Origin of the sequence: Candidatus Brevundimonas phytovorans (assembly GCA_029203145.1) — a bacterium.
Classification (GTDB): domain Bacteria; phylum Pseudomonadota; class Alphaproteobacteria; order Caulobacterales; family Caulobacteraceae; genus Brevundimonas; species Brevundimonas phytovorans.
The window spans coordinates 819341-839448 of record CP119309.1; the positions used below are offsets into that span (position 1 = coordinate 819341).

The 20108-nt window shown below is 67.0% G+C and carries 21 protein-coding genes and 1 tRNA gene; 17 read left to right on the plus strand and 5 right to left on the minus strand.

The annotated features are described in order from the left end of the window. Positions 1-201: 201 nt before the first annotated feature. The 3 genes from P0Y52_03900 to P0Y52_03910 all read left to right on the plus strand — a co-directional run bounded on the left by P0Y52_03900 (position 202) and on the right by P0Y52_03910 (position 3409). The gene (locus P0Y52_03900; GenBank protein WEK58683.1) at positions 202-1773 is read left to right on the plus strand and encodes an ATP-binding protein; all 1572 of its coding nucleotides are present in this window, start codon (positions 202-204) and stop codon (positions 1771-1773) included. Positions 1774-1846: 73 nt separating this feature from the next. Next, on the plus strand, positions 1847-1981 hold the full coding sequence (locus P0Y52_03905) for a hypothetical protein (protein WEK58684.1): 135 nt from the start codon (positions 1847-1849) through the stop codon (positions 1979-1981). 105 nt (positions 1982-2086) lie between these two features. Beyond that, positions 2087-3409, plus strand: a complete 1323-nt coding sequence (locus P0Y52_03910; protein ID WEK58685.1) for a hemolysin family protein — start codon at positions 2087-2089, stop codon at positions 3407-3409. Between the two features lie 268 nt (positions 3410-3677). Here P0Y52_03910 and P0Y52_03915 read toward each other — a convergent pair whose 3' ends face one another. Together P0Y52_03915 and cydD are read right to left on the minus strand one after the other, a co-directional pair. Next, a complete protein-coding gene (locus tag P0Y52_03915) occupies positions 3678-5348 on the minus strand; it encodes an ATP-binding cassette domain-containing protein (protein ID WEK58686.1) in 1671 nt (556 codons plus the stop codon). Further along, positions 5345-6961: a thiol reductant ABC exporter subunit CydD gene (cydD, locus tag P0Y52_03920; protein ID WEK58687.1), complete on the minus strand. Its 1617-nt coding sequence runs from the start codon at positions 6959-6961 to the stop codon at positions 5345-5347. The genes P0Y52_03915 and cydD overlap by 4 nt, the downstream gene beginning before the upstream one ends. 218 nt (positions 6962-7179) lie before the next feature. Between cydD and P0Y52_03925 the strand changes: the two genes are divergently transcribed. The 4 genes from P0Y52_03925 to P0Y52_03940 all read left to right on the plus strand — a co-directional run bounded on the left by P0Y52_03925 (position 7180) and on the right by P0Y52_03940 (position 10886). Beyond that, the gene (locus P0Y52_03925) at positions 7180-8742 is read left to right on the plus strand and encodes a cytochrome ubiquinol oxidase subunit I (GenBank protein ID WEK59442.1); all 1563 of its coding nucleotides are present in this window, start codon (positions 7180-7182) and stop codon (positions 8740-8742) included. A 27-nt stretch (positions 8743-8769) separates the two neighbouring features. Next, positions 8770-9918, plus strand: coding sequence for a cytochrome d ubiquinol oxidase subunit II (gene cydB / locus P0Y52_03930; GenBank protein ID WEK58688.1), 1149 nt, complete (start codon positions 8770-8772; stop codon positions 9916-9918). Positions 9919-9940: 22 nt separating this feature from the next. After that, positions 9941-10060 (plus strand): cytochrome bd-I oxidase subunit CydX, encoded by a 120-nt coding sequence (cydX, locus tag P0Y52_03935; protein ID WEK58689.1) that lies wholly within the window; start codon positions 9941-9943, stop codon positions 10058-10060. A 172-nt stretch (positions 10061-10232) separates the two neighbouring features. Further along, positions 10233-10886: an outer membrane beta-barrel protein gene (locus tag P0Y52_03940; protein WEK58690.1), complete on the plus strand. Its 654-nt coding sequence runs from the start codon at positions 10233-10235 to the stop codon at positions 10884-10886. Positions 10887-10956: 70 nt separating this feature from the next. Here P0Y52_03940 and P0Y52_03945 read toward each other — a convergent pair whose 3' ends face one another. Continuing rightward, a complete protein-coding gene (locus P0Y52_03945) occupies positions 10957-11700 on the minus strand; it encodes a helix-turn-helix domain-containing protein (GenBank protein ID WEK58691.1) in 744 nt (247 codons plus the stop codon). A 68-nt stretch (positions 11701-11768) separates the two neighbouring features. Continuing rightward, positions 11769-12155, minus strand: a complete 387-nt coding sequence (locus tag P0Y52_03950; GenBank protein WEK58692.1) for a hypothetical protein — start codon at positions 12153-12155, stop codon at positions 11769-11771. 97 nt (positions 12156-12252) lie between these two features. Here P0Y52_03950 and P0Y52_03955 point away from each other — a divergent pair, with 97 nt between their 5' ends. The 6 genes from P0Y52_03955 to rplA all read left to right on the plus strand — a co-directional run bounded on the left by P0Y52_03955 (position 12253) and on the right by rplA (position 15704). After that, positions 12253-12789 (plus strand): nitroreductase/quinone reductase family protein, encoded by a 537-nt coding sequence (locus P0Y52_03955; GenBank protein ID WEK58693.1) that lies wholly within the window; start codon positions 12253-12255, stop codon positions 12787-12789. Between the two features lie 136 nt (positions 12790-12925). Beyond that, positions 12926-13001: transfer RNA gene (locus tag P0Y52_03960), tRNA-Trp, on the plus strand. 70 nt (positions 13002-13071) lie between these two features. Further along, positions 13072-13371 carry a preprotein translocase subunit SecE gene (secE, locus tag P0Y52_03965; protein WEK58694.1) on the plus strand — a complete coding sequence of 100 codons (300 nt, stop codon included), beginning with the start codon at positions 13072-13074 and terminating at the stop codon, positions 13369-13371. Positions 13372-13384: 13 nt separating this feature from the next. Then, positions 13385-13960: a transcription termination/antitermination protein NusG gene (gene nusG, locus P0Y52_03970; protein WEK58695.1), complete on the plus strand. Its 576-nt coding sequence runs from the start codon at positions 13385-13387 to the stop codon at positions 13958-13960. Between the two features lie 622 nt (positions 13961-14582). After that, a complete protein-coding gene (gene rplK, locus P0Y52_03975) occupies positions 14583-15014 on the plus strand; it encodes a 50S ribosomal protein L11 (GenBank protein ID WEK58696.1) in 432 nt (143 codons plus the stop codon). A 3-nt stretch (positions 15015-15017) separates the two neighbouring features. After that, a complete protein-coding gene (gene rplA, locus P0Y52_03980) occupies positions 15018-15704 on the plus strand; it encodes a 50S ribosomal protein L1 (GenBank protein ID WEK58697.1) in 687 nt (228 codons plus the stop codon). Between the two features lie 117 nt (positions 15705-15821). Here the strand turns inward: rplA and P0Y52_03985 are convergent, their stop codons facing one another. Continuing rightward, the gene (locus tag P0Y52_03985) at positions 15822-16988 is read right to left on the minus strand and encodes an aspartyl/asparaginyl beta-hydroxylase domain-containing protein (protein ID WEK58698.1); all 1167 of its coding nucleotides are present in this window, start codon (positions 16986-16988) and stop codon (positions 15822-15824) included. Positions 16989-17161: 173 nt separating this feature from the next. On the opposite strand from P0Y52_03985, the gene P0Y52_03990 reads away from it, so the two are divergent. From P0Y52_03990 to rplJ, 4 genes are all read left to right on the plus strand, one after another. Further along, positions 17162-17818 carry a DUF47 domain-containing protein gene (locus P0Y52_03990; GenBank protein ID WEK58699.1) on the plus strand — a complete coding sequence of 219 codons (657 nt, stop codon included), beginning with the start codon at positions 17162-17164 and terminating at the stop codon, positions 17816-17818. A gap of 6 nt (positions 17819-17824) precedes the next feature. Continuing rightward, positions 17825-18826 carry an inorganic phosphate transporter gene (locus P0Y52_03995; protein WEK58700.1) on the plus strand — a complete coding sequence of 334 codons (1002 nt, stop codon included), beginning with the start codon at positions 17825-17827 and terminating at the stop codon, positions 18824-18826. Positions 18827-18855: 29 nt separating this feature from the next. Next, positions 18856-19257, plus strand: a complete 402-nt coding sequence (locus tag P0Y52_04000; protein WEK58701.1) for an NUDIX hydrolase — start codon at positions 18856-18858, stop codon at positions 19255-19257. A 315-nt stretch (positions 19258-19572) separates the two neighbouring features. Continuing rightward, positions 19573-20088 carry a 50S ribosomal protein L10 gene (gene rplJ / locus P0Y52_04005; protein WEK58702.1) on the plus strand — a complete coding sequence of 172 codons (516 nt, stop codon included), beginning with the start codon at positions 19573-19575 and terminating at the stop codon, positions 20086-20088. The last annotated feature ends 20 nt before the right edge of the window (positions 20089-20108 follow it).

The following is a 20108-nucleotide window of genomic DNA, read 5'->3' on the forward strand; positions in this document are numbered from 1 at the left end:
AGCGTAACAGAGCGGCCCTCGGAGCAATCCGGGGGCCGTTTCTGCATTCAGGGATTGGGCCGCCCGGTGGCCGGGTCGGCGGCGGTCTGGCCGGAGTTGCTGGATCAGATCCTTGGGGATCTCAAAAGTCCCTGAAAAACAACGATATTAACGAAGCGGCGTTCAAATCGGCGCATGGCTCCCCGGTGAAAAGGGATCGTCATGACTGAGATCGATTGGCCGCGTCGCGCGGGCCTGTCCGTAGCGCTGGACGAAGCGGCGATCGTGGCCATCACCGATCGCGCGGGCCAGATTCTCTACTGCAATCAGAAGTTCGCCGAGGTCAGCGGCTACAGCTATGCTGAGCTGGTCGGCCAGAACCACAGGCTGGTCAATTCCGGCCACCACCCGCGCGCTTTCTTCCAGTCCCTGTATCGCACCATCGCCAGCGGCGCGGTGTGGCGCGGCACGATCCAGAACCGCAAGAAGAACGGCGACATCTACTGGGTCGACACGACCATCGTGCCGAACCTGGACGCCGACGGCCGACCCGAGACCTATACCGCCATCCGCTTCGAGGTCTCGGACCACGTCTGGGCGTTGAAGGCGCTGGAGATCGCCCAGGAGGAGACGCGGCGCGCCGCCCAGGTGCGCGATCGCTTCTTCGCCAACATCAGCCACGAGGTCCGCACGCCGCTCAACGCCGTCCTGGGGCTGGCCTCGGCTCTCGCCCACACCTCGCTGACCGACCGCCAGACCCAGATGCTGTCGCTGATCACCGGCGCCGGGGATTCCCTGCGTCGGGTGCTGGACGACATGCTGGACCTGTCCAAGATGCAGGCGGGCCAGTTCCGTCTCGCCCCGGCGCCCTTCGATCTGCGCGCCGACATCGCCGCCGTCGTCGAGATGCGGCGCGCGACGGCCGAGGCCCGCGACGTGGCCCTGTCGGCGGTCTTTTCGGACGCGGCCCAGGGGCGCGTTCTCGGCGACGGGGTGCGGATCAGCCAGATCGTGTCCAACCTTGTCTCCAACGCGGTCAAGTTCACGCCGGCGGGGACCGTCGAGGTGCGCGTGGATGTGACGGCGGGCGCCGACGGCGATCGCCTGCGGATCGAGGTCCAGGATACGGGGATCGGCTTCGATTCCGAGGCGGCGGAGCGGCTGTTCAATCCCTTCGTCCAGGCCGACGACACCATTTCGCGCGAGTTCGGCGGAACGGGGCTGGGGCTGTCGATCTGCCGGTCTCTGGCCGAGCTCATGGGCGGCGAGATCTCGGCGCGCTCGGCGCCGGGGAAGGGCAGCCTGTTCACCGTCGTCTTGCCGATTCAGCGGCTCAGCGCGCACTCCGACGCGCCCGCCGACCCTGGCGTCGAGGTCGGCGCCGGGCCCCTGAAGATCCTGCTGGTCGAGGATAATCAGGCCAATCAGATGGTGGTGCGCTGCCTGCTGGAGCCTCTCGGCTTTGACATCGTAACCGCCGACGACGGCCGCCAGGGCCTAGACCATTTTCTGACGGGCGGCTTCGACATGATCCTGATGGACATGCAGATGCCGGTCATGGATGGGCTGACCGCCATTGATCTGATCCGGGCGCACGAAGCGGCGCATCACGCGCCGCGCACTCCCATCATCATGCTGACGGCCAATACGACCGAGGTCCACCATCAGCGCGCCATGACGGCAGGGGCGGACGCCCTGGTGGCCAAGCCGGTGACGCTGGAAATCCTGCTGCGGGGCCTGGAGCAGGGCATGGCCGCCGCCGAGGCCTGGGCTCAGGACGCCCGCGCGGCCTGAGCCTTCCTGAAGGCGGGGAACGAGACGCGCCGCCTGACGTTGCATCACGACGTTAAGGAATGGGTAACTATAAATGCGACGCGCGATCAGGCTGGGTCTCTTCATCGGCACCCTTATCGGCATGAGCGCCTGCGCGGCCGTCCAGGACGGCGCGGGGGCGCCGACCTCGGGCGTCTATGGCTCGGTGGGCGTGGGCCGAACCGGTTGAAGCGGTCGTCCGCCGCATGAATGACTGGCGCGGCAGGGCGATCAGCCTTACTATTGCCACGCGGACGCCGATTGTCGCGCCGCGCCGCGGGTTTCTCCCCTTTCGATGTTGACCATCGCTATCGTCGTCGTGCTGCTGCTCGTAGTGCTGAACGGCCTTTTCGCCATGACCGAACTTGCGGTCGTTTCATCGCGTAAATCCAAGCTGCAAAGCCGTGCCGAGCGCGGAGACCGCGGGGCCCGAGCGGCTCTGAAGCTGTCCGAGGAGCCGACCCAGTTCCTGTCGGCGGTTCAGGTCGGCATCACCCTGATCGGGATTCTGGCGGGCGCCTATGGTCAGGCGACCATCGCAGGCGAGTTGGACCGAATTCTGGAAGCCGCCTTCCCGGCCTTCGCCCCCTATTCGCAGTTCTTCGCCACGGCCCTGGTGGTCGTGCTGATCACCTATGTCTCGCTGATCGTCGGCGAACTGGTGCCCAAGCGTCTGGCCCTGATCTTCCCCGAGACCATCGCCTCCAAGATGGCGGCGCCGATCTCGACCATGGCGCTGCTGATGAAGCCCTTCGTCCTGCTGCTGACCGCCTCGACCTCGGGCATTCTCAAGGTCATGGGCGTCAAGGACCGTGACGGTTCGGACGTCACTCAGGAGGAGGTCGAGAGCATCCTGGCCGAGGGCACGTCCGCGGGTCTGATCGAGCCTGAAGAACAGGTGATGATCGAGGAAATCCTGCGTCTCGGCGACCGCGCCGTGCGCGTGGCCATGACGCCGCGTCACGAGGTCTTCTGGATCGCCCTGGACGACACCGAGGAAGTGCTGCGCGAGGAAATCCGCACCTGCCCCTATTCACGCATCGTCGTCGCGCGCGAGAGCGACGTCGATAACCCGCTGGGCGTGGTCCACAAGAAGGACCTGCTGGACAGCCTGCTGACCGACGGCTCCTTCGACATCGAGAAGCTTGTGGCCGAGCCCGCCTTCATCCCGCAGTCGACCTCGGTGCTGAAGGCGCTGGAGATCCTCAAGGGCTCCAAGGTCCACATGGCCTTCGTCGTCGACGAATACGGCGCCTTTGAAGGCGTGGTCACGGCCACCGACCTGCTGGAAATGATCGCCGGCGACTTCAACGAAAGCCACGACGAACTGGGCCAGTCGATCCGCAAGCGCGAGGACGGTTCCTGGGCCGTCGACGGCCAGGCCGATCTGGATGAACTGGGCGATGTTCTGGGCGAGGACTTCGGCGAGCACGAGAGCTTCCACACGGTCGCCGGTCTGGTGCTGCACCATCTGTCGCGTCTGCCTCAGGAGGGCGAAATCCTTCAACTGGGCCGGTTCGAGGTCGAGGTCATCGACATGGACGACCGCCGCATCGACAAGCTGCTGTTCCGCTCCATCATCCCTGGACAGGAAAACGGCCCGACTGACACCCACTGATCGGGTCTTCAGCAATCATGTGAAAAGCGCGCACCCGCTTGGCGGATGCGCGCTTTTTTCATGCCCTATCCGCCCTCAGGCCTTGGGCTTGCCGTCCATGTTGCTCCAGACGGAGACGAAGCCGAGCACGGCCATGAAGATCAGGAAGGCCGAGACAATGGCGGCGATGGCGGGAACGACGTCTGCGGGCATGAGGTATCTCCTTTGATCCCAGCAAAGCCGTTTGCGGACGGCTTCGCCTTGATGGAGATCAAAGGCATGCGAAACCTCAGGCTGTCGTCCGCGCCTCGCGCCGCGCCGTCTGGACCGCGCCGGAGGGCGACAGGCCGATGACCGATACGCCTTGATCGCACAGGGCCAGGGGCGCGGGGCGATGGCTGACCAGGATCAGGCCCTGGCCGGTGCGGTCCAGACGGCGGGCCAGCCGGTCCAGCACGCGCGCCTCCGTGGCGGCGTCCAGACCCTCGGTCGGCTCGTCCAGCACCAGCCAGGGCGCGGGGCGCAGATAGGCGCGGGCCAGACCCAGGCGGCGACGCTCGCCGCCCGACAGCCGGGCCCCGTTCTCGCCCAGCGGCGCGTTCAGCCCAGCGGGCGCGGCGCGGACGCGATCGGCCAGATCGGCGTCTTCCAGCGCGGCCCACAGGGCCTCGTCGTCGGCGCCGGGCCGGGCCAGCCGCAAGTTCTCGCGCACCGTTCCGGCCAGCAGCACGGCCTGTTGCGGCGCATAGGCGAACAGGGCGCGGGCGGCGTCGGGCGAGACGAGGGCGACGTCCACGCCGCCCAGGGTCGCCTCGCCAGGCAGGGGCGCGCGCAGGTGCATCCAGCGCTCGATCAAGGTGGTCTTGCCCGCGCCCGACGGGCCGGTGACGGCCAGACGCATCGGCGGGGTCAGCGAGAGGTCTGCGCCCAGGCCGACGACCGGCGCGACGGGCGAGACGGTTTCCGTAGCAGGCGACGAGGCAGGCGCCTCCAGCAAGTCGCCCAGTCGCTCCACCGCCGCATTGACCGCGCCACGGTGGCGGAAGGCGGTCAGCAAGGCCCCGGCGCTCTCGGCTGTGGTGACGGCGGCCAGGATGGCCAGGGCGATCAGGGGCGGAGAGGCCGCGCCCGCGGTCGCCATCACGCCCAGCACCGCCAGGGCGACCGCGCCTGACTGGGTCAGCATGATCCAACCGCCGGCTGCCGCCAGACGCTCGGTCGCGCGCTCCAACTGCGCCCCGCCTTCGGCCAGGCGCCCGATCGCCCAGGGCTTGACGCCATAGGCCTGAAGCTCGGGCGCGGCGGCGGCCAGGGCGGCGAACTCGGTCTTCAACGCGCCGGACGCCGCCTGAACCGCGCGGCCGGCGGGCTCGGCCAGGCCGCGCGCCACCAGGGCGGCGGCGACGACGCCCAGGGCGCTGGCGCCGGCGATCACCAGGGCGGTCGTCCAGCCGGTCAGCAGGGCCAGGCCGAGACCGGCGATCAGGCCGGCGGCGGCGCCCCAGGGCGCGGACAGACGCACGAAGCGGTTCTGGATGGCGTCCACGTCCTGCACCATCCGCGACGAAGCCTCGCCCCCGGCCAGCGTCAGGGCGCGGGTCACGGGGCCGCGTGCGACCCCCTCGAACAGTTGCGGACGCAGCGCCGCCAGGGCCTTGAGCGCCGCGTCATGGCCGGTGATGCGCTCGCCGTACCGTCCGCCGGTTCTGGCAATCGCCAGAAACCGGATCAGGGCGCTGGGCACCATGAAGTTGAAGCTGTGGGCGACCAGCGGCCCCGCCAGTCCGGCCAGGGCCGAGGCGGTGATGAACCAGCCGGACACGCCCAGCAACATGACGGCGGCGGCGGACACCAGGGCCGCGCAGACCGAAGCCGCCAGCAGGCGCCCCCCCTGACGGCGTTCCTGCGCCCGGATCAGACCCTTGAGGCGGGCGACGCCATTCGCCTTCGCGGCGCTCACAGCCGCACCACCACGTCAGCCAACGCGGCGACGGCCTCGGAATGGGTGGCGATCAAGGTGGTGCGCCCCTCGGCGGCGGCGCGGATGACGGGCAGCAGGGCGGCCTCGGACGCGGCGTCCAGATTGGCGGTAGGCTCGTCCAGCAGCAGGATGGGCGCGGGCTTGAGGAAGGCGCGGGCCAGGCCCAGCCGCCGTCGCTCGCCGCCCGACAGTCCGCCGCCGCGTTCATCGATGACGCGGTTCAGGTCGCCGGCAAAGCCCGCGCGGGCGGCGGCCTCCATGACGCGGTGGGGCGGGGCGGCGCGCCAGGCCAGGGCGATGTTGTCGGCCAGGGTTCCGGGGGCCACGACCGGCGCCTGACCAGCCCAGGCGATCCAGGCGGTCAGTTCGGGATGGTCCGACAGGCGGGCCGCGCCGACCTCGACCTCGCCGCCGCTCAAGGGCGACAGCCCGAGGAAGAGGTGCAGCAGGCTGCTCTTGCCCGATCCGCTGGCGCCCAGCAGGGCCACCGTCGCGCCGGGTGCGATCTCCAGATTGAATCCGCTCAGGACGGGCGCGCCCGCCTCATAGGCGATGGCGACGTCGCGAAAGGCGATGGCCGGGGCGCTGGCGGGGACCGGCGGACGTGCGGGCGCCGCCTCTGCGGTCTCGGTCAGTCGACGCAGGCTGGGCGCTGCGGCCTCGGCGGCCTGCCGGTCGTGATAGGCGGCCGACAGGCGGCGCATCGGCACATAGACTTCCGGCGCCAGGGCCAGAAGGAAGAAGGCCTGTGTCAGGCTCAGGTGATCCGGCGCCGGGAAGGGCAGCAGCTTCAGCAGGTTGAAGCCGCAATAGACGGCGACCAGGGCCACGGCCAGAGCCGAAAAGAACTCCAGAATCGCCGAGGACAGGAAGGCGATCTTCAGCACCTTGCCTGTGCGCTGCGCCAGAGTGTCGGAGGCGCGGGCGATCACCGCCGTCTGCGGGGCTTCGGCCTGAAAGGCGAGGATGGCGGGCAGGGCGCGGATGCGGTCGAGGAACAGGCCGGACAGCCGTTCCAGCGCCTGAAACTGCCGCCGGCTTTCGGCTCCCGCCGCCATGCCGGTCAGGGCCATGCCGATGACGAAGGGGGCCAAGGTGAAGAGGAGAATGCCGGCGGTGAAGGGGCTGACCACGGCGGCGGCGGCGATCAGCAGCAGGGGCGTGACGACCGCCGCCATGCGGGCGGGCAGGAAGCGCGAGACATGGCCGTCCAGCGCCTCGACCCCCTCGACGGTCGCGGTCATGGCTTCGGCGTCGGACAGACGGCCCGAGAAGGCGCCGCTCAGCACCTGGCGGCGCAGGTCGCCCTTGACCGCGCGGGCCGCGCGGGCGCCGACCACCGTGGCGCACTGGGCCAGAACGCCGCGCGCCAGCAGGGACCCGACCGCCAGCAGGGCGCCGGGGATGGCATGACTGATTCCTTGGGGCAGGGCGCCGACGGCCAGGGCCAGACCGGCGGCCAGACCCACGGCGGGCGCCGCGTCGGCGATCACCAGGCCGCTGGCCAGGGCCATGATCCGCTTGCGCGGCGACAGGGCCGCCTTCAGCCATCGGGCCGGCGTGGCGTCTGCATCGATCGGCTGGGCCGTCATCGTCTCTCCTGCTCCGTCCGCGCGAACAGACATAAACCAGCGCGAAGGCGCATTGGGCGGATCGTCCTTGTGACGAAACAGCCTTGGGCGAAACGCCGTCTAGAGCGAGTCGTCCCCTCCGGGCTTTGATCAGGATCAAGGCGTGCCGTGAAGGCAAGCTTTAGGTTATAGTAGAACGCCGGTCGATGGGGGCTGGCGGTCAGGAGCCTGAGCCCATGATCGACCTGGCGGTCGTAGACCTGTCACGCCTTCAGTTCGCACTGACGGCGCTATACCACTTTCTGTTCGTGCCCCTCACCCTGGGCCTCTCCTTCATGCTGGTCATCATGGAGAGCATCTATGTGATGACGCGTCGGCCTATCTGGCGGACCATCACCCGCTTCTGGGGCGTGCTGTTCGGCATCAACTTCGTTCTGGGCGTGGCCACGGGCCTGACCATGGAATTCCAGTTCGGCATGAACTGGTCCTACTACTCGCACTACGTCGGCGACATCTTCGGGGCCCCGCTGGCCATCGAAGGGCTGATGGCCTTCTTCCTGGAAGCCACCTTCGTCGGCCTGATGTTCTTCGGCTGGGACAAGCTGCCGCGCGTCGGGCACCTGTTCGTCACCTTCATGGTGGCGCTCGGCACCAACCTCTCGGCTCTGTGGATCCTGGTCGCCAACGGCTGGATGCAGAACCCGGTCGGCGCCGCCTTCAATCCCGACACCATGCGGATGGAAGTCGTGGACTTCATGGCGGTGATCTTCAACCCGGTGGCCCAGGCCAAGTTCGTCCACACCGTTTCGGCCGGTTACGTCTGCGCCGCCGTGGTCGTTCTGGGCATCTCGGCCTTCTATCTGCTGAAGGGCAAGCACGTCGGCTTCGCCAAGCGGTCGATGACCGTGGCCGCCGCCTTCGGCCTGCTGTCGTCGCTGTCGGTCGTCGTCCTGGGCGATGAGTCGGGCTACGCCCTGACCGACAACCAGAAGATGAAGCTGGCCGCGCTGGAGGCTATGTGGCGCACGGAACCGGCGCCCGCCGGCCTGACCGCCTTCGGCATCCCCAGCATGGAAGACCGCCACACCCACTTCGAGGTCAAGATTCCCTATGTCCTGGGTCTGATCTCGACGCGCAGCATCGACAAGCCGGTGATTGGCATCCTGGAGCTGGTCGCTGTGGCCGAGGACCGCATCGAACGCGGCGTCATCGCCGTGGACGCTCTGGAAAAGGTCAAGGCGGACCACACCGACATGGCCGCGCGGGCTCAGTTTGAAACCGTGCGCAACGACCTGGGCTACGGCCTGCTGCTGAAGCGCTATGTCGCCGATCCGCGTCAGGCCACGCCGGAGCAGATCAAGCAGGCGGCCTGGGATACGGTGCCGAACGTGCCGCTGATGTTCTGGGTCTTCCGCATCATGGCCGGCATCGGCTTCCTGATGATCGGCCTGTTCGCCACAGCCTTTGTCCTTTGCACCCTGCGCAAGCATGAGACGCGCTGGTTCCTGCGCCTGGCGGTGCTGGCCATCCCCCTGCCGTGGATCGCCATCGAGTCGGGTTGGGTCCTGGCCGAGGTGGGCCGTCAGCCCTGGGCCGTGGAAGGCGTCCTGCCGACCTTCCTGGGCGCCTCCAGCCTGACCGTGCCGCAGCTGTGGACCACCATCATCGGCTTCACCGTCCTGTACGGCGCTTTGGCGGTGATCGAGGTCGGCCTGATCCTTCGCGCGATCAAGAAGGGCCCCTTCAACCAGCACGACATCGTCGAAGACCCTCAGGCGGAAGGCGAACCGGCGGTCGCCTGACCCCGGTCGTTCAAGGAAACAAGAGAGATGGAACTTCCCCTCGACTACACCACGCTCCGCCTGATCTGGTGGGGACTGCTGGGCGTGCTGCTGATCGGCTTCGCCCTGACGGACGGCTTCGACATGGGCGTCGGCGCCCTGCTGCCCTTCGTCGCCAAGACCGACGAAGAGCGCCGCATGGTGATCAACACCGTCGGCGCCACCTGGGAAGGCAACCAGGTCTGGTTCATCGTCGGCGGCGCGGCGATCTTCGCCGCCTGGCCCTTCGTCTACGCCGTCAGCTTCTCCGGCTTCTACCTGGCCATGTTCCTGGTGCTGGCGGCGCTGATCCTGCGGCCGGTGTCCTTCAAGTATCGGTCCAAGCGTCCCGACAAGCGCTGGCGCTCCATGTGGGACTGGGGCCTGTTCATCGGCAGCTTCGTCCCGGCCCTGGTGTTCGGCGTCGCCGTCGGCAACGTCCTGCTGGGCGCGCCCTTCCGTCTGGATAGCGACCTGCGCTCCTTCTACGAGGGCACGCTGCTGGGCCTGTTCTCGCCCTTCACCCTGATCTGCGGCCTGCTGTCGGTCTGCATGCTGGTGCTGCATGGCGCGGCCTGGCTGTCGATCAAGGGCGAGCAGGGGCCGGTGCTGCACCGCGCCCGCGCCATTGGCACCGTCGCTGGTCTGCTCAGCCTGGTGCTGTTCGCGGTCGGCGGCCTGTTCATCGCCTTCGGCGACATCGGCTTCCGCATCACCGGCGCCCTGGACACGGCGGGCTTCTCCAACCCGCTGCGCACCACGGTCGAGGCCGCGCCCGGCGCCTGGCTGGACAACTACGGCCTCTATCCGTGGATGGTCATCGCTCCCGTCCTGGGCTTCCTCGGCGCCGCGGCGGGCCTGATCGGCATGTGGCGCCGGTCGCCGGCCCTGGCGTTCGGCGGCTCCTCGGCCTCGGCGGTGGGGATCATCTCGACCGTCGGCCTGTCGATGTTCCCCTTCATCCTGCCCAGCTCGATCAACCCGCAGTCCAGCCTGACGGTGTGGAACGCCTCGTCCAGCCACACGACCCTGTTCATCATGCTGATCGTGGTCGTGGTCTTCATGCCGATCGTGCTGCTCTACACGGCCTGGGTCTATCGGGTGCTGTGGGGCCGGACCAGCACCGCCGCCCTCAAGACCAACCCCGACCTCTATTGATCCCGCGAAAGGAGATCGTCTCATGTGGTATTTCGCCTGGATCCTGGGCCTCGGCCTGGCGGTGGCGTTCGGCGTGCTGAACGGCGTCTGGCACGAGTTCCAACTGTTCGACGAAGGGGACGAGGGCCGCTCCGAACCCTGACCCTTCCCGTTGACGACATCAGCCTCTCCGACCTCGGTCGGGGAGGCTTTTTCGTGCGGCTTTCCTGAGACTTGCGCTGGATCAAGGCGTCGGTTCAGCCTCCATGCGACCGTGTTCTCGACATCGAAGCCGGACCCTCCCTCGATCCGGCGATTGTCGGGGATTGATACCGATGAAGACCGCCGCCGCCCTTCTGGCCGCCGCCAGCGTTCTGACCCTGGCGGGCGCCGCCTCGGCCCAAACCGCCGCCCCCGAGCCCGTCGGCAAGGGCACGCTGATCGTCACCGCCCGCATGACCGGCGTCCTGCCGCAGGCCGATGACGCCATCGTCACCGCCGCCGGCGCCGACAGCGGTCTGAAAGTCGACGTCAGCGACGACTGGATGCCGACCCTGGGCTTCACCTATTTCGTCGCCGACCACTGGGCCGTCGAGGCCATCCTCGGCGCCACCCAGCATGAGGTCCGCGCCAAGGGCGGGGCGACCGACGTGGCCGTGCACGAGACCTGGGTCCTGCCCCCCATCGTGACGCTGCAATACCGCCCGACCCCGAACGCCGCGATCAGCCCCTATGTCGGCGCCGGCGTCAGCTACATGGCCTTCTTCGACGGCAAGGACAAAAACGGCTTCGAGTTCGATCTCGACAACGGCTTCGGCATGGCCTTGCAGGCCGGCGCCGACTGGAACCTGTCGGGGCCGTGGACCCTGAACCTCGACGCCAAGAAGGTCTGGTTCGACACGGACGCCAGGATCAACAACGGCGCGCTGAAGAGCAGCGTCAGCCTTGATCCCTGGGTCGTGTCGGTGGGCGTCGGCCGCAAGTTCTGAGGTCAGAGCTTTCGCGTCGATGCGGGGCGGGGGTGCGGGTCGTCAGCCCGCACCCCTACGCCCCTCTGATTCAGGCCGCGCCTTCGCCCAATGCTTTCAAGGCCTCGGGATCGGGCAGGGCCACGGCGTTGTTGGGCAGCAGCTGGATCAGGCCCGAGGTCTTGAACTGGGTGAAGACCCGGCTGACCGTCTCGATCGTCAGGCCCAGATAGTCGGCGATGTCCAGACGGGTCATCGGCAGGTGGACCCGGCCTTCGGCGCCCCCCAGCTGCACCTGCCGCGCCGACAGGCGGGTCAGGAAGCTGGCGATGCGCTCGCGCGCCGTCTTGCGGCCCAGCAGAACGATCTGCTCCTGCGCCGCCATCAGCTCGTCGCCCGCCATGGCCACCAGCCGATGCTCCAGCGCGGGCAGGGCGTTCAGCAACTGGTCGAAGTCGCCGCGCCGGAAGCGGCAGGCGCTGAGCGGCGTCAGGGCCTCGGCGGTGAAGCTGGACGGCCCGCGCCCGCCCAACCCCAGAAAGTCGCCCTGGAACAGGAAGCCGGTGATCTGGCGCCGGCCGTCGGGCAGCAGACGATACAGCTTCACCGCCCCGTCCACGACGTTGAAGACGAAGGGGTTGGGATCACCCTCATGGAACAGGGCCTGTCCCGGCTGGGCCGTCACCGTCTCGCTGGCGCAGGCCATGTTCTGCAACTCGTGCCCCTTCAGGTCGGCGCAGACCCCCAGCGGACGCGCCCCGCAGGTCGAGCAGGGGTGCACGTCTTCCAGGCGGACGTCGGCGTTCTCGGCCAAGGCGGCGTTAGGGGCGTGCATCGGTCGACTCCAGCGTTCGGCCGCAGTCTAGCTGAACGGGCGTCACGGGCGAAATAGGGCAGGCTGTCCTAGCCTTGGGCGTCGGCGTAGCGCAGCTTGGCGCCCAGCCGATGCGCCAGCGCTGTCAGCTCGACCGCCAGGCTTTGCCGCACCAGGGGCCGCACCCCCATCTCGCGCACCACGAACGGCCCGGCCCACAGGGTCTCGCCGTATTCCAGATCGGGCTGCCGCCACCAGCTGACGAAGCCCAGCACCCCGCCGCGCTGGCTGCGCGCGCTCAGGATGCCGCGGCTGTCCGGGGCCGCGCGCCAGTCCCGCAGAAAGGTCCGCCACTGGTCAGGCTCAAGATCGGGTCGCCACAGCCGGGCCAGGGCGAACTCGGCGGGCGCCTCGGCCTCGGTCAGCGGAACGATGTCCAGGCGCGGCGCGTCTGGCATGAGGCGTGACTCGGTCATGCGACCATTTCGCGCCCCTGGGGTCCCGTCGCCTTGATCTGTGTCAAGGTGAACCCTGCCGCCCCGCCGCAGGTTCTCTCAGCCAAGGAGTTCAGCCATGACCGCAGCATCCGCCTCCAGCGTGATCCCCATCCACGGCGCGGCGGTCGCCGCCATCCTCAAGCTGCTCGACGGCCAGCGGCTGATGACCCTGGCGACCAACCGCGCCGACGGCCGGCCCCAGGCCAGCACCCTCGGCTATCTGAACGACGGCCTGAACCTCTATTTCGTCACCGCCCGCGACAGCGAGAAGCTGCGCAACCTCGCCGCCGACCCGCGCGTGGGGGTGGCCGTGCGCGGCGTGGCCGGGGAAGGGGAGGCGGTCGGCCTGTCCATCGACGGCCGGGCGGAAGAGGTGACGGACGGCGACGAGGTCCAGCGCCTCAACGACCTGATCATCAAGCGCTCGCCGGAAATCAGCCCCTGGGCCCCTGGCGGCGATGCGGTGGCGGTGGTCAAGGTGATTCCCGAACAGGTCGAGGCGGTCGCCGTGATCGACGGCCGCAGCCGCGCTCAGGCCTTCTCGATCGGCGATCCCGAACGCGTCGTGCAGGGCGTCAGCTACGCGCCGAGCGCGGTGGCGCGGCTGTTCTGAACAAACCTGCGCATCTATCGGTGGTTATCGTGAAACGCCCCTTGAAATGCCCTCGGCCGTCAGGCATATGCCCCCCTCTGGCGAGGTTAGCGCCGTCGAGCTTGCTCACGGCGCATTGATCTTTGTCCGGGACACTAGGAGTGTAGCTCAGCTGGTAGAGCATCGGTCTCCAAAACCGAGGGTCGTGGGTTCGAGTCCCTCCGCTCCTGCCATTCCCCCTGTCGCGGTCGCTTGGGAGTTCCCATGTGAGGCGACAGGTTCCAGAGGTAGAAGAGACGTCATATGGCCAAGGCGAAGACCCCCGGCGGTCGCCGCACCGTGGGAAACCAGACCGCAGCCGCCGCATCCGGCGCCGCCACGGTCGCCGTTGACGCGCCTGCACCCAAGAAGAAAACGACCCCTGCCCAGTTCTTCAGCCAGGTTCGCGCTGAAGCTCGCAAGATCGTCTGGCCCAGCCGCAAGGAGACGTGGATCACGTCCGTGATGGTCTTCATCATGGTTCTGGTCGCCTCGGCCTTCTTCTGGATCGTCGATACGGGTCTCGGCTTTGCGTCCCGCTTCATTCTCGGCCTTGGCCAATAAAGGAGACGCGCACATGACTGATGCAGCGCCCAAGCCGGCGGCCAATCCCCGCCACAAATGGTATATCGTCAACGCCTACTCGAACTTCGAAAAGAAGGTCGCGGAGCAACTGCGCGAGCAGGCGAAGCAGCAGGGCCTGGAAGACGCCTTCTCCGAAATCCTGGTTCCGACCGAGGAAGTCGTCGAAATCCGTCGTGGCCGCAAGGTGAACTCGGAACGCAAATTCTTCCCCGGCTATGTGCTGGTGAAGATGGAGATGACCGACAACGCCTACCACCTGGTCAAGAACACGCCCAAGGTCACGGGCTTCCTGGGCGCGGCGGGCGGCACCAAGCCCCTGCCGGTCTCTGAACGTGAAGTTCAGAACATCATCGGCGCCGTGGAAGAGGGCGTCGAGCGTCCGAAGCCCACCATCCGCTTCGACATCGGCGAAACCGTCAAGGTCATCGACGGTCCGTTCGCCAGCTTCGACGGTCAGGTCGAGAGCGTCGACGAAGACAACGCCCGCCTGCGCGTGGCCGTCTCCATCTTCGGCCGCCCGACCCCGGTGGATCTGGAATACAACCAGGTCGAAAAGACCGCCGGCTGATCGCTTCGATCATCGCCTGAACGACGTGCAGCGGCGGCCTACGGGCCGCCGTTTTGCGTTTGGGCCGCACCCTTCTCGTCGTCGGAGGCAGCGCCGCCGCGACCCGGCTCACGCGATCCGCCGCCCGTTGTGCCTAATCCCGCGTCCCAAACCCTGTAAATTTCCGGGATTGCCCGGATCTCGACGCCGTTGGCGCGCCCCAGGTCCGGCCAGGACTAGACTGCGCGGCATGGTCATCGACATCGTTCACCGCCCCATCTTCCTCCATCGCCGCCGCTCAGGCGCGGGCCATGCGGTTTCGGCTGCCGGCCTTCGCCAGGATCTGCGGGGGGAGCCAGGCCGCCCCTCCGATCCGGTCCTCGCTGCCGCAGCCCTCTCTCTGCGGCAGGCGGCGGCGTGGGCGGTTTCCTCTGCCGGCGATTGCACCAATTGCACTGTTTTTTTTCGCCTTGCAGTGCAATGCCGCCCTCCGGTTTGCCTTTCCAGGGCCTGCCTGCTACATGCGCGCCTCCGCCAGAGGACCTTCGAGTCGTCCGGCGGCAAATCCGTGGGAGGCAGCCATGCCGCACCACGGCTCACCGGTCCCCTCAGTTTCTGTCGGGGTCATCCATAGGAGAGACCAATGGCCAAGAAGATTCTCGGCTATATCAAACTGCAAGTTGCGGCCGGTTCGGCCACGCCTTCGCCCCCGATCGGCCCGGCTCTGGGTCAGCGCGGCGTGAACATCATGGGCTTCTGCAAGGAGTTCAACGCACGCACCGAGAAGGTGGCCAAGGGTACGCCCCTGCCGACCGTGATCACGGTCTATCAGGACAAGTCCTTCACCTTCATCACCAAGACCCCGCCGGCCACCTTCTACCTGAAGCAGGCCGCTGGCATTAAGTCGGGCTCCAAGCTCGTCGGCCGCGAACTCGCCGGCAAGGTCACGCAAGCGCAAGTGCGCGAGATCGCCGAAGCGAAGATGAAAGACCTGAACGCCAACGACATCGACGCTGCCATGCGCATCATCGAAGGCTCGGCCCGCGCGATCGGCATCGAAGTGGTGGAGGGCTAATCCATGGCTAAGCAAACCAAGGCTCAGAAAGCCCGTACCGGCGTCACCCAGGACCTGCTGTCGTTCTCGGACGCCATCAAGCTCGTCAAGGACAACGCCAAGGCCAAGTTCGACGAGTCGATCGAAATCGCCGTCAACCTGGGCGTTGACCCGCGTCACGCCGACCAACAGGTCCGTGGCGTTGTGAACCTGCCGTCGGGCACGGGCCGCGACGTTCGCGTCGCCGTCTTCGCCAAGGACGCCAAGGCTGCTGAAGCCACGGCTGCCGGCGCCGACATCGTGGGCGCAGAAGATCTGTACGAAAAGATCGCTGGCGGCTTCATGGACTTCGACCGCGTCATCGCGTCGCCGGACATGATGGCTCTGGTCGGTCGCCTCGGTAAGGTGCTGGGCCCGCGCGGCCTGATGCCGAACCCGAAGGTCGGCACCGTGACCCCGAACGTGGCGCAAGCCGTCAAGGACGCCAAGAGCGGCGCCGTTGAGTTCCGCGTCGAAAAAGCTGGTATCGCCCACGGCGGCATCGGCAAGGCCTCCTTCGACCAGGCCGCCCTGGAAGCCAACGTCAAGGCTTACGTGGACGCCCTGAACAAGGCCAAGCCGGCCGGCGCCAAGGGGACGTACGTCAAGCGTATCACCCTGTCGTCGACGATGGGCCCGGGCTTCAAGATCGATCCGGCTTCGCTGGCTTAATCTCGAGCTTCGAGTTGAAAATGAGCAAGGCCCCGGAGAGCGATCTCCGGGGCCTTTTTCTCGGGGCCTGACCCGCCGCGCCTGACGCGGCTGGGGGCCTCTGCTGGCCTACGCCGCCTAGATGGCTAGGAAGTCGCGCTGGGCCTTCATCATCTCGGTGATGAGGATTTTTTCCTTGTCGTCCAGATAGGGGTTCCAGACATCGAAGATCAGGATGACGCGCAGGTCGTCGGCGTCGTTCCATGCTTCATGCTCGATGGTGTCGTCAAAGACCCAGGCCTTGCCCATCTCCCAAGACCTGACGGTGTTGCCGACGCGGAAGCGTGCGGGCCCGGGCAGGGTGATCGGTAGGTGGACCAGCAGCCGGACGTTCGATGATCCTGTATGCGCCGGAATGTGGGTCCGGCCCTCCAGCGCCGAAAAGATTGCGGTTGGGGCGAAACCCTCCTGGTCGGCCATCGGCAGGCTTTCTAGCAGGGCGGCGGTACGGGGGCAGCGATCGCAGGCGGCGTCCTGCCGCTGCCCGTCGCGCCACAGAAAAAACGAGCTCCATTTGCGCGAGTGATTCAACTCCGCCCACTGATTGACGGGCGCTCCCTTGGGGTAGGCGATGTAGGGCGCGAACTCGTCAGAGGCGGTGTCGAGGAGGCCGGTCAGTTCGTCCTGGATGACCGCGGTGGCAGCCTCCAACTGCGGAAGCCAGGGAAACAAGCTGCGGTCGTAGAAGGGTATGGCGGGGAGCCGCGGATAGTTGAGCAACAGGGGCTGCTGTTTCGGCGGCTGGATAAGACCGGCATAAATCTCCAGGCCCTCGTCAAACCGATCCAGCGCCGCCTCGCCGACATCGGCGCGCAGACCCGCAAGGCGCTGCCGCATAAAATCGCCCAACGCCCGTGCGTACTGATCGACCATCCGCGCCGCGTAATCCATCTGCGTCATGACGGCGGGCGGACAGTGGGCGCGCGGCGGCGCTATTTTCAAGGCGTTCCGATAGGCGTCCACCGCCGCCTTGGGCTGGTTGACCTTTTCCAGCATGGCGCCCTTGGCCAGCAGGGCCGTAAAATCATAGGGCTTCATGTCTAGGGCCTCGTCCAGAACGGCTAACGAGGCCTGGAAGTTTCCGAGCAGACGAAGCGCCACCGCGCGGTTCAGCGTGGCGTTGTGGGTCCGTCCTAGGGCGTCGGCCCGGTCCAGCAGCATCAGAGCCTGATGGGGATCGCGACGGGCCAGCGCCTGACCGGCCTGGATCAGGAGGTGTTCCTGCGCAGGGTTATGGTTGGTCATGCGTCTCTCAATTTCGCCGCAAACATGAATCACACGTAATGTTGCAGTGCCGCTCTGGGCGTCAACCGGGATTGTGGGAAAGCCTGATTTCCGTGTTCGGACGACTTGACGGCGGGGGGGTAATTCCGGTCTTGGGGCGCAGTCGCTTCGCGCGGCCCTTTCGGAGACGACTGATGCTGAGCTGGTTCCAGGCGCTGCTGCCCAAGGAAGACAACTTCTTCCGCCTGTTCGACGCCCATGCCGCGACCCTGGTGAAGGGCGCTGAGGCCCTTCGCGGGATGATGGACGGCGGCGAGGCCACGCCTGAATGGTGCCAGAAGATCGTCGACCACGAGCATGAGGCCGACGACATCGCGCGCGAGGTCATGTTCGCGGTGCGCCGCAGCTTCATCACCCCGTTTGACCGCTCGGACATTCGCGGCCTGACCGACTCGCTGGACGACACGATCGACCAGATGCAGAAGACGGCCAAGGTCGTCACCCTGTACGAAATGCGCGAGTTCGCCCCCAAGATGCGCGAACTGGCCGACATCGCCGTCCAGTGCGGCGCTCTGACGGTCGAGGCTGTCTCCCTCCTGCCGGCCATGCGCAAGAACCATGAGCGTCTGAACGTCCTGACCGAACAGATCGCCGTGCTCGAAAGCCAGAGCGACACCCTCTACGACGAGGGGATGAAGGCGCTCTACGCCCTGCACCGCCACGACATGACCGGCGGCAACACGCTGTGGTTCATCATCGGCGGCGAGGTCTATGACCACCTCGAGAAGATCATCGACCGCTTCGAGGATGTGGCCAACCGCATCAACGGCGTCCTGGTCGAGCACCTGTAGGGTCCGATGGATCACGCCCTCCTGATCCTGGTCTTCCTGATCGGCGTCGCCCTGCTGTTCGACTTCCTGAACGGCCTGCACGACGCGGCCAACTCCATCGCCACCATCGTCGCCACGCGGGTCCTGCCGCCGATCTATGCGGTCGGCTGGGCGGCCTTCTTCAACTTCATCGCCTTCCTCTTCTTCGGCCTGCACGTGGCGGACACGATCGGGCGGGGAATCATTTCACCCGACGTCATCTCGGATCAGGTCATCTTCGGCGCCCTGATGGGGGCGATCTGCTGGAACGTGATCACCTGGATCGCCGGGATTCCCTCTTCTAGCTCGCACGCCCTGGTCGGCGGCCTGCTGGGCGCGGGCGTCGCCAAGGCGGGAACCAGCGCCGTGGTCATCGCCGGGGTGCTGAAGACGGTCGGCGCCATCTTCATGTCGCCGGCCATCGGCTTCCTGCTGGCCCTCTTGCTGGTGCTGATCGTGTCCTGGCTGTTCGCCAGGGCCAACCCCGCCTTTGCCGACCGGATATTCCGAGGTCTGCAGTTCCTGTCGGCCTCGGCCTATTCCCTGGGGCACGGCGGCAATGACGCGCAGAAGACCATGGGGATCATCGCTATCCTGCTCTATTCGCGCGGCATGTTGGGCGGCGAGTTCCATGTGCCCTTCTGGGTGGTCATCACCTGTCAGGCGGCCATCGCCCTGGGCACCCTGTTCGGCGGCTGGAAGATCGTCCACACCATGGGCTCGCGCATCACGCGCCTGAGCCCGCAGCAGGGCTTCTGCGCCGAGACGGGCGGGGCCATCACCCTGTTCGCGGCGACCAGCCTGGGCATCCCGGTATCGACGACCCACACCATCACCGGCGCCATCATCGGCGTTGGCGCGGCCAAGCGGGTCTCGGCCGTCCGCTGGAGCATCGCCCGCAGCATCGTCACCGCCTGGTTCATCACCATGCCGGCGGCTGCGGCCATCGGCGCCGTCTTCTACTTCCTCGGCGGCCTGTTCCTGACCTGATGACCGCCCCGGCCAGAACCGAAACCTCCGTGACCCGCCAGGTCGCGGCTCTGCCCTGGCGTGAGGGTGAGAACGGCGTGGAGGTGATGATGATCACCTCGCGCGAGACGCGCCGCTGGGTCATTCCCAAGGGCGGCCGCATGGTCGGCAAGACCGACCCCCAGGCGGCGGCTCAGGAAGCCTATGAGGAGGCCGGCGTCCAGGGCGAGACGCTGGAGACTCCCATCGGCCATTTCCGCTATGGCAAGCGGCTGAAGTCGGGGGCGGTTCAGACCTGCGTGGTGGCCGTCTATCCGCTGGAGGTCCTGATCCAGTTGGGCGCCTGGCCCGAAGACCTGCAACGCGATCGCCGCTGGATGCCCCAGGGCGAGGCGGCGGATGCGGTGCATGAGGATGACCTGGCGCAACTGATCCGGGCTTTTCGTCCCTAAATCCCTCGGCGCCGTTGATTTCAGCCTCAGGCCGTGTATAGAGCGCGGCTTCTCGTCAAGGCTTCGGCCGAGACGGATCCTGTCCGAGAACTTCGGGACGTGGGGGCCACCCGCGTCATAATCGTCCAGAGAGCCCTCTGGCGCCGTGGGGAGATGGGGATGCAAAGACCTTCGTTCAGCCGTTCTCGGCAGGACTGGCCACGCTTCCTTCGGACAATAAGACCGGCCTGAACGCTGTGCAGCAATGCGCGGCGCGATAGCCAAATCCGTCGTCGGGAATTAGCCCGGCGGCGAATACCAAAACTGGAGACCGCAATGGACCGCGCACAAAAAGCCGAGTCGATCGAATCGCTGAAGAGCGTGTTCGCCGACGCGGGCGCCGTGGTCGTGACCCACAACCTGGGTCTGACCGTTGCGGAGATGGAAGACCTGCGTGGTCGCCTTCGTAAAGAAGGCGGCGCGTTCAAGGTGGTGAAAAACCGTCTGGCGCTCAAGGCGCTGGGCGTCGAGGAAGGCAGCGAGTACCACGACCTGTTCAAGGGTCCCGTGGGTATTGCTTATGCAGCCGACCCCGTCACTGCTGCGAAGGTCGCGGCTGAATTCGCCAAGGGCAACGACAAGTTCAAGCTCCTCGGCGGCTTCATGGGCGACAAGGTGCTGGACGCCGCGGGCGTCGACGCCCTGTCCAAGCTGCCGTCGCTGGACCAACTGCGTGGCAAGCTGATCGGCCTGCTGCAAGCCCCGGCGACCAAGGTCGCTGGCGTTCTGCAAGCACCCGCCGGCCAACTGGCTCGCGTCTTCAACGCCTACGCGACCAAAGACGCCGCCTAAGCCTCGTCATCTCTGCATAT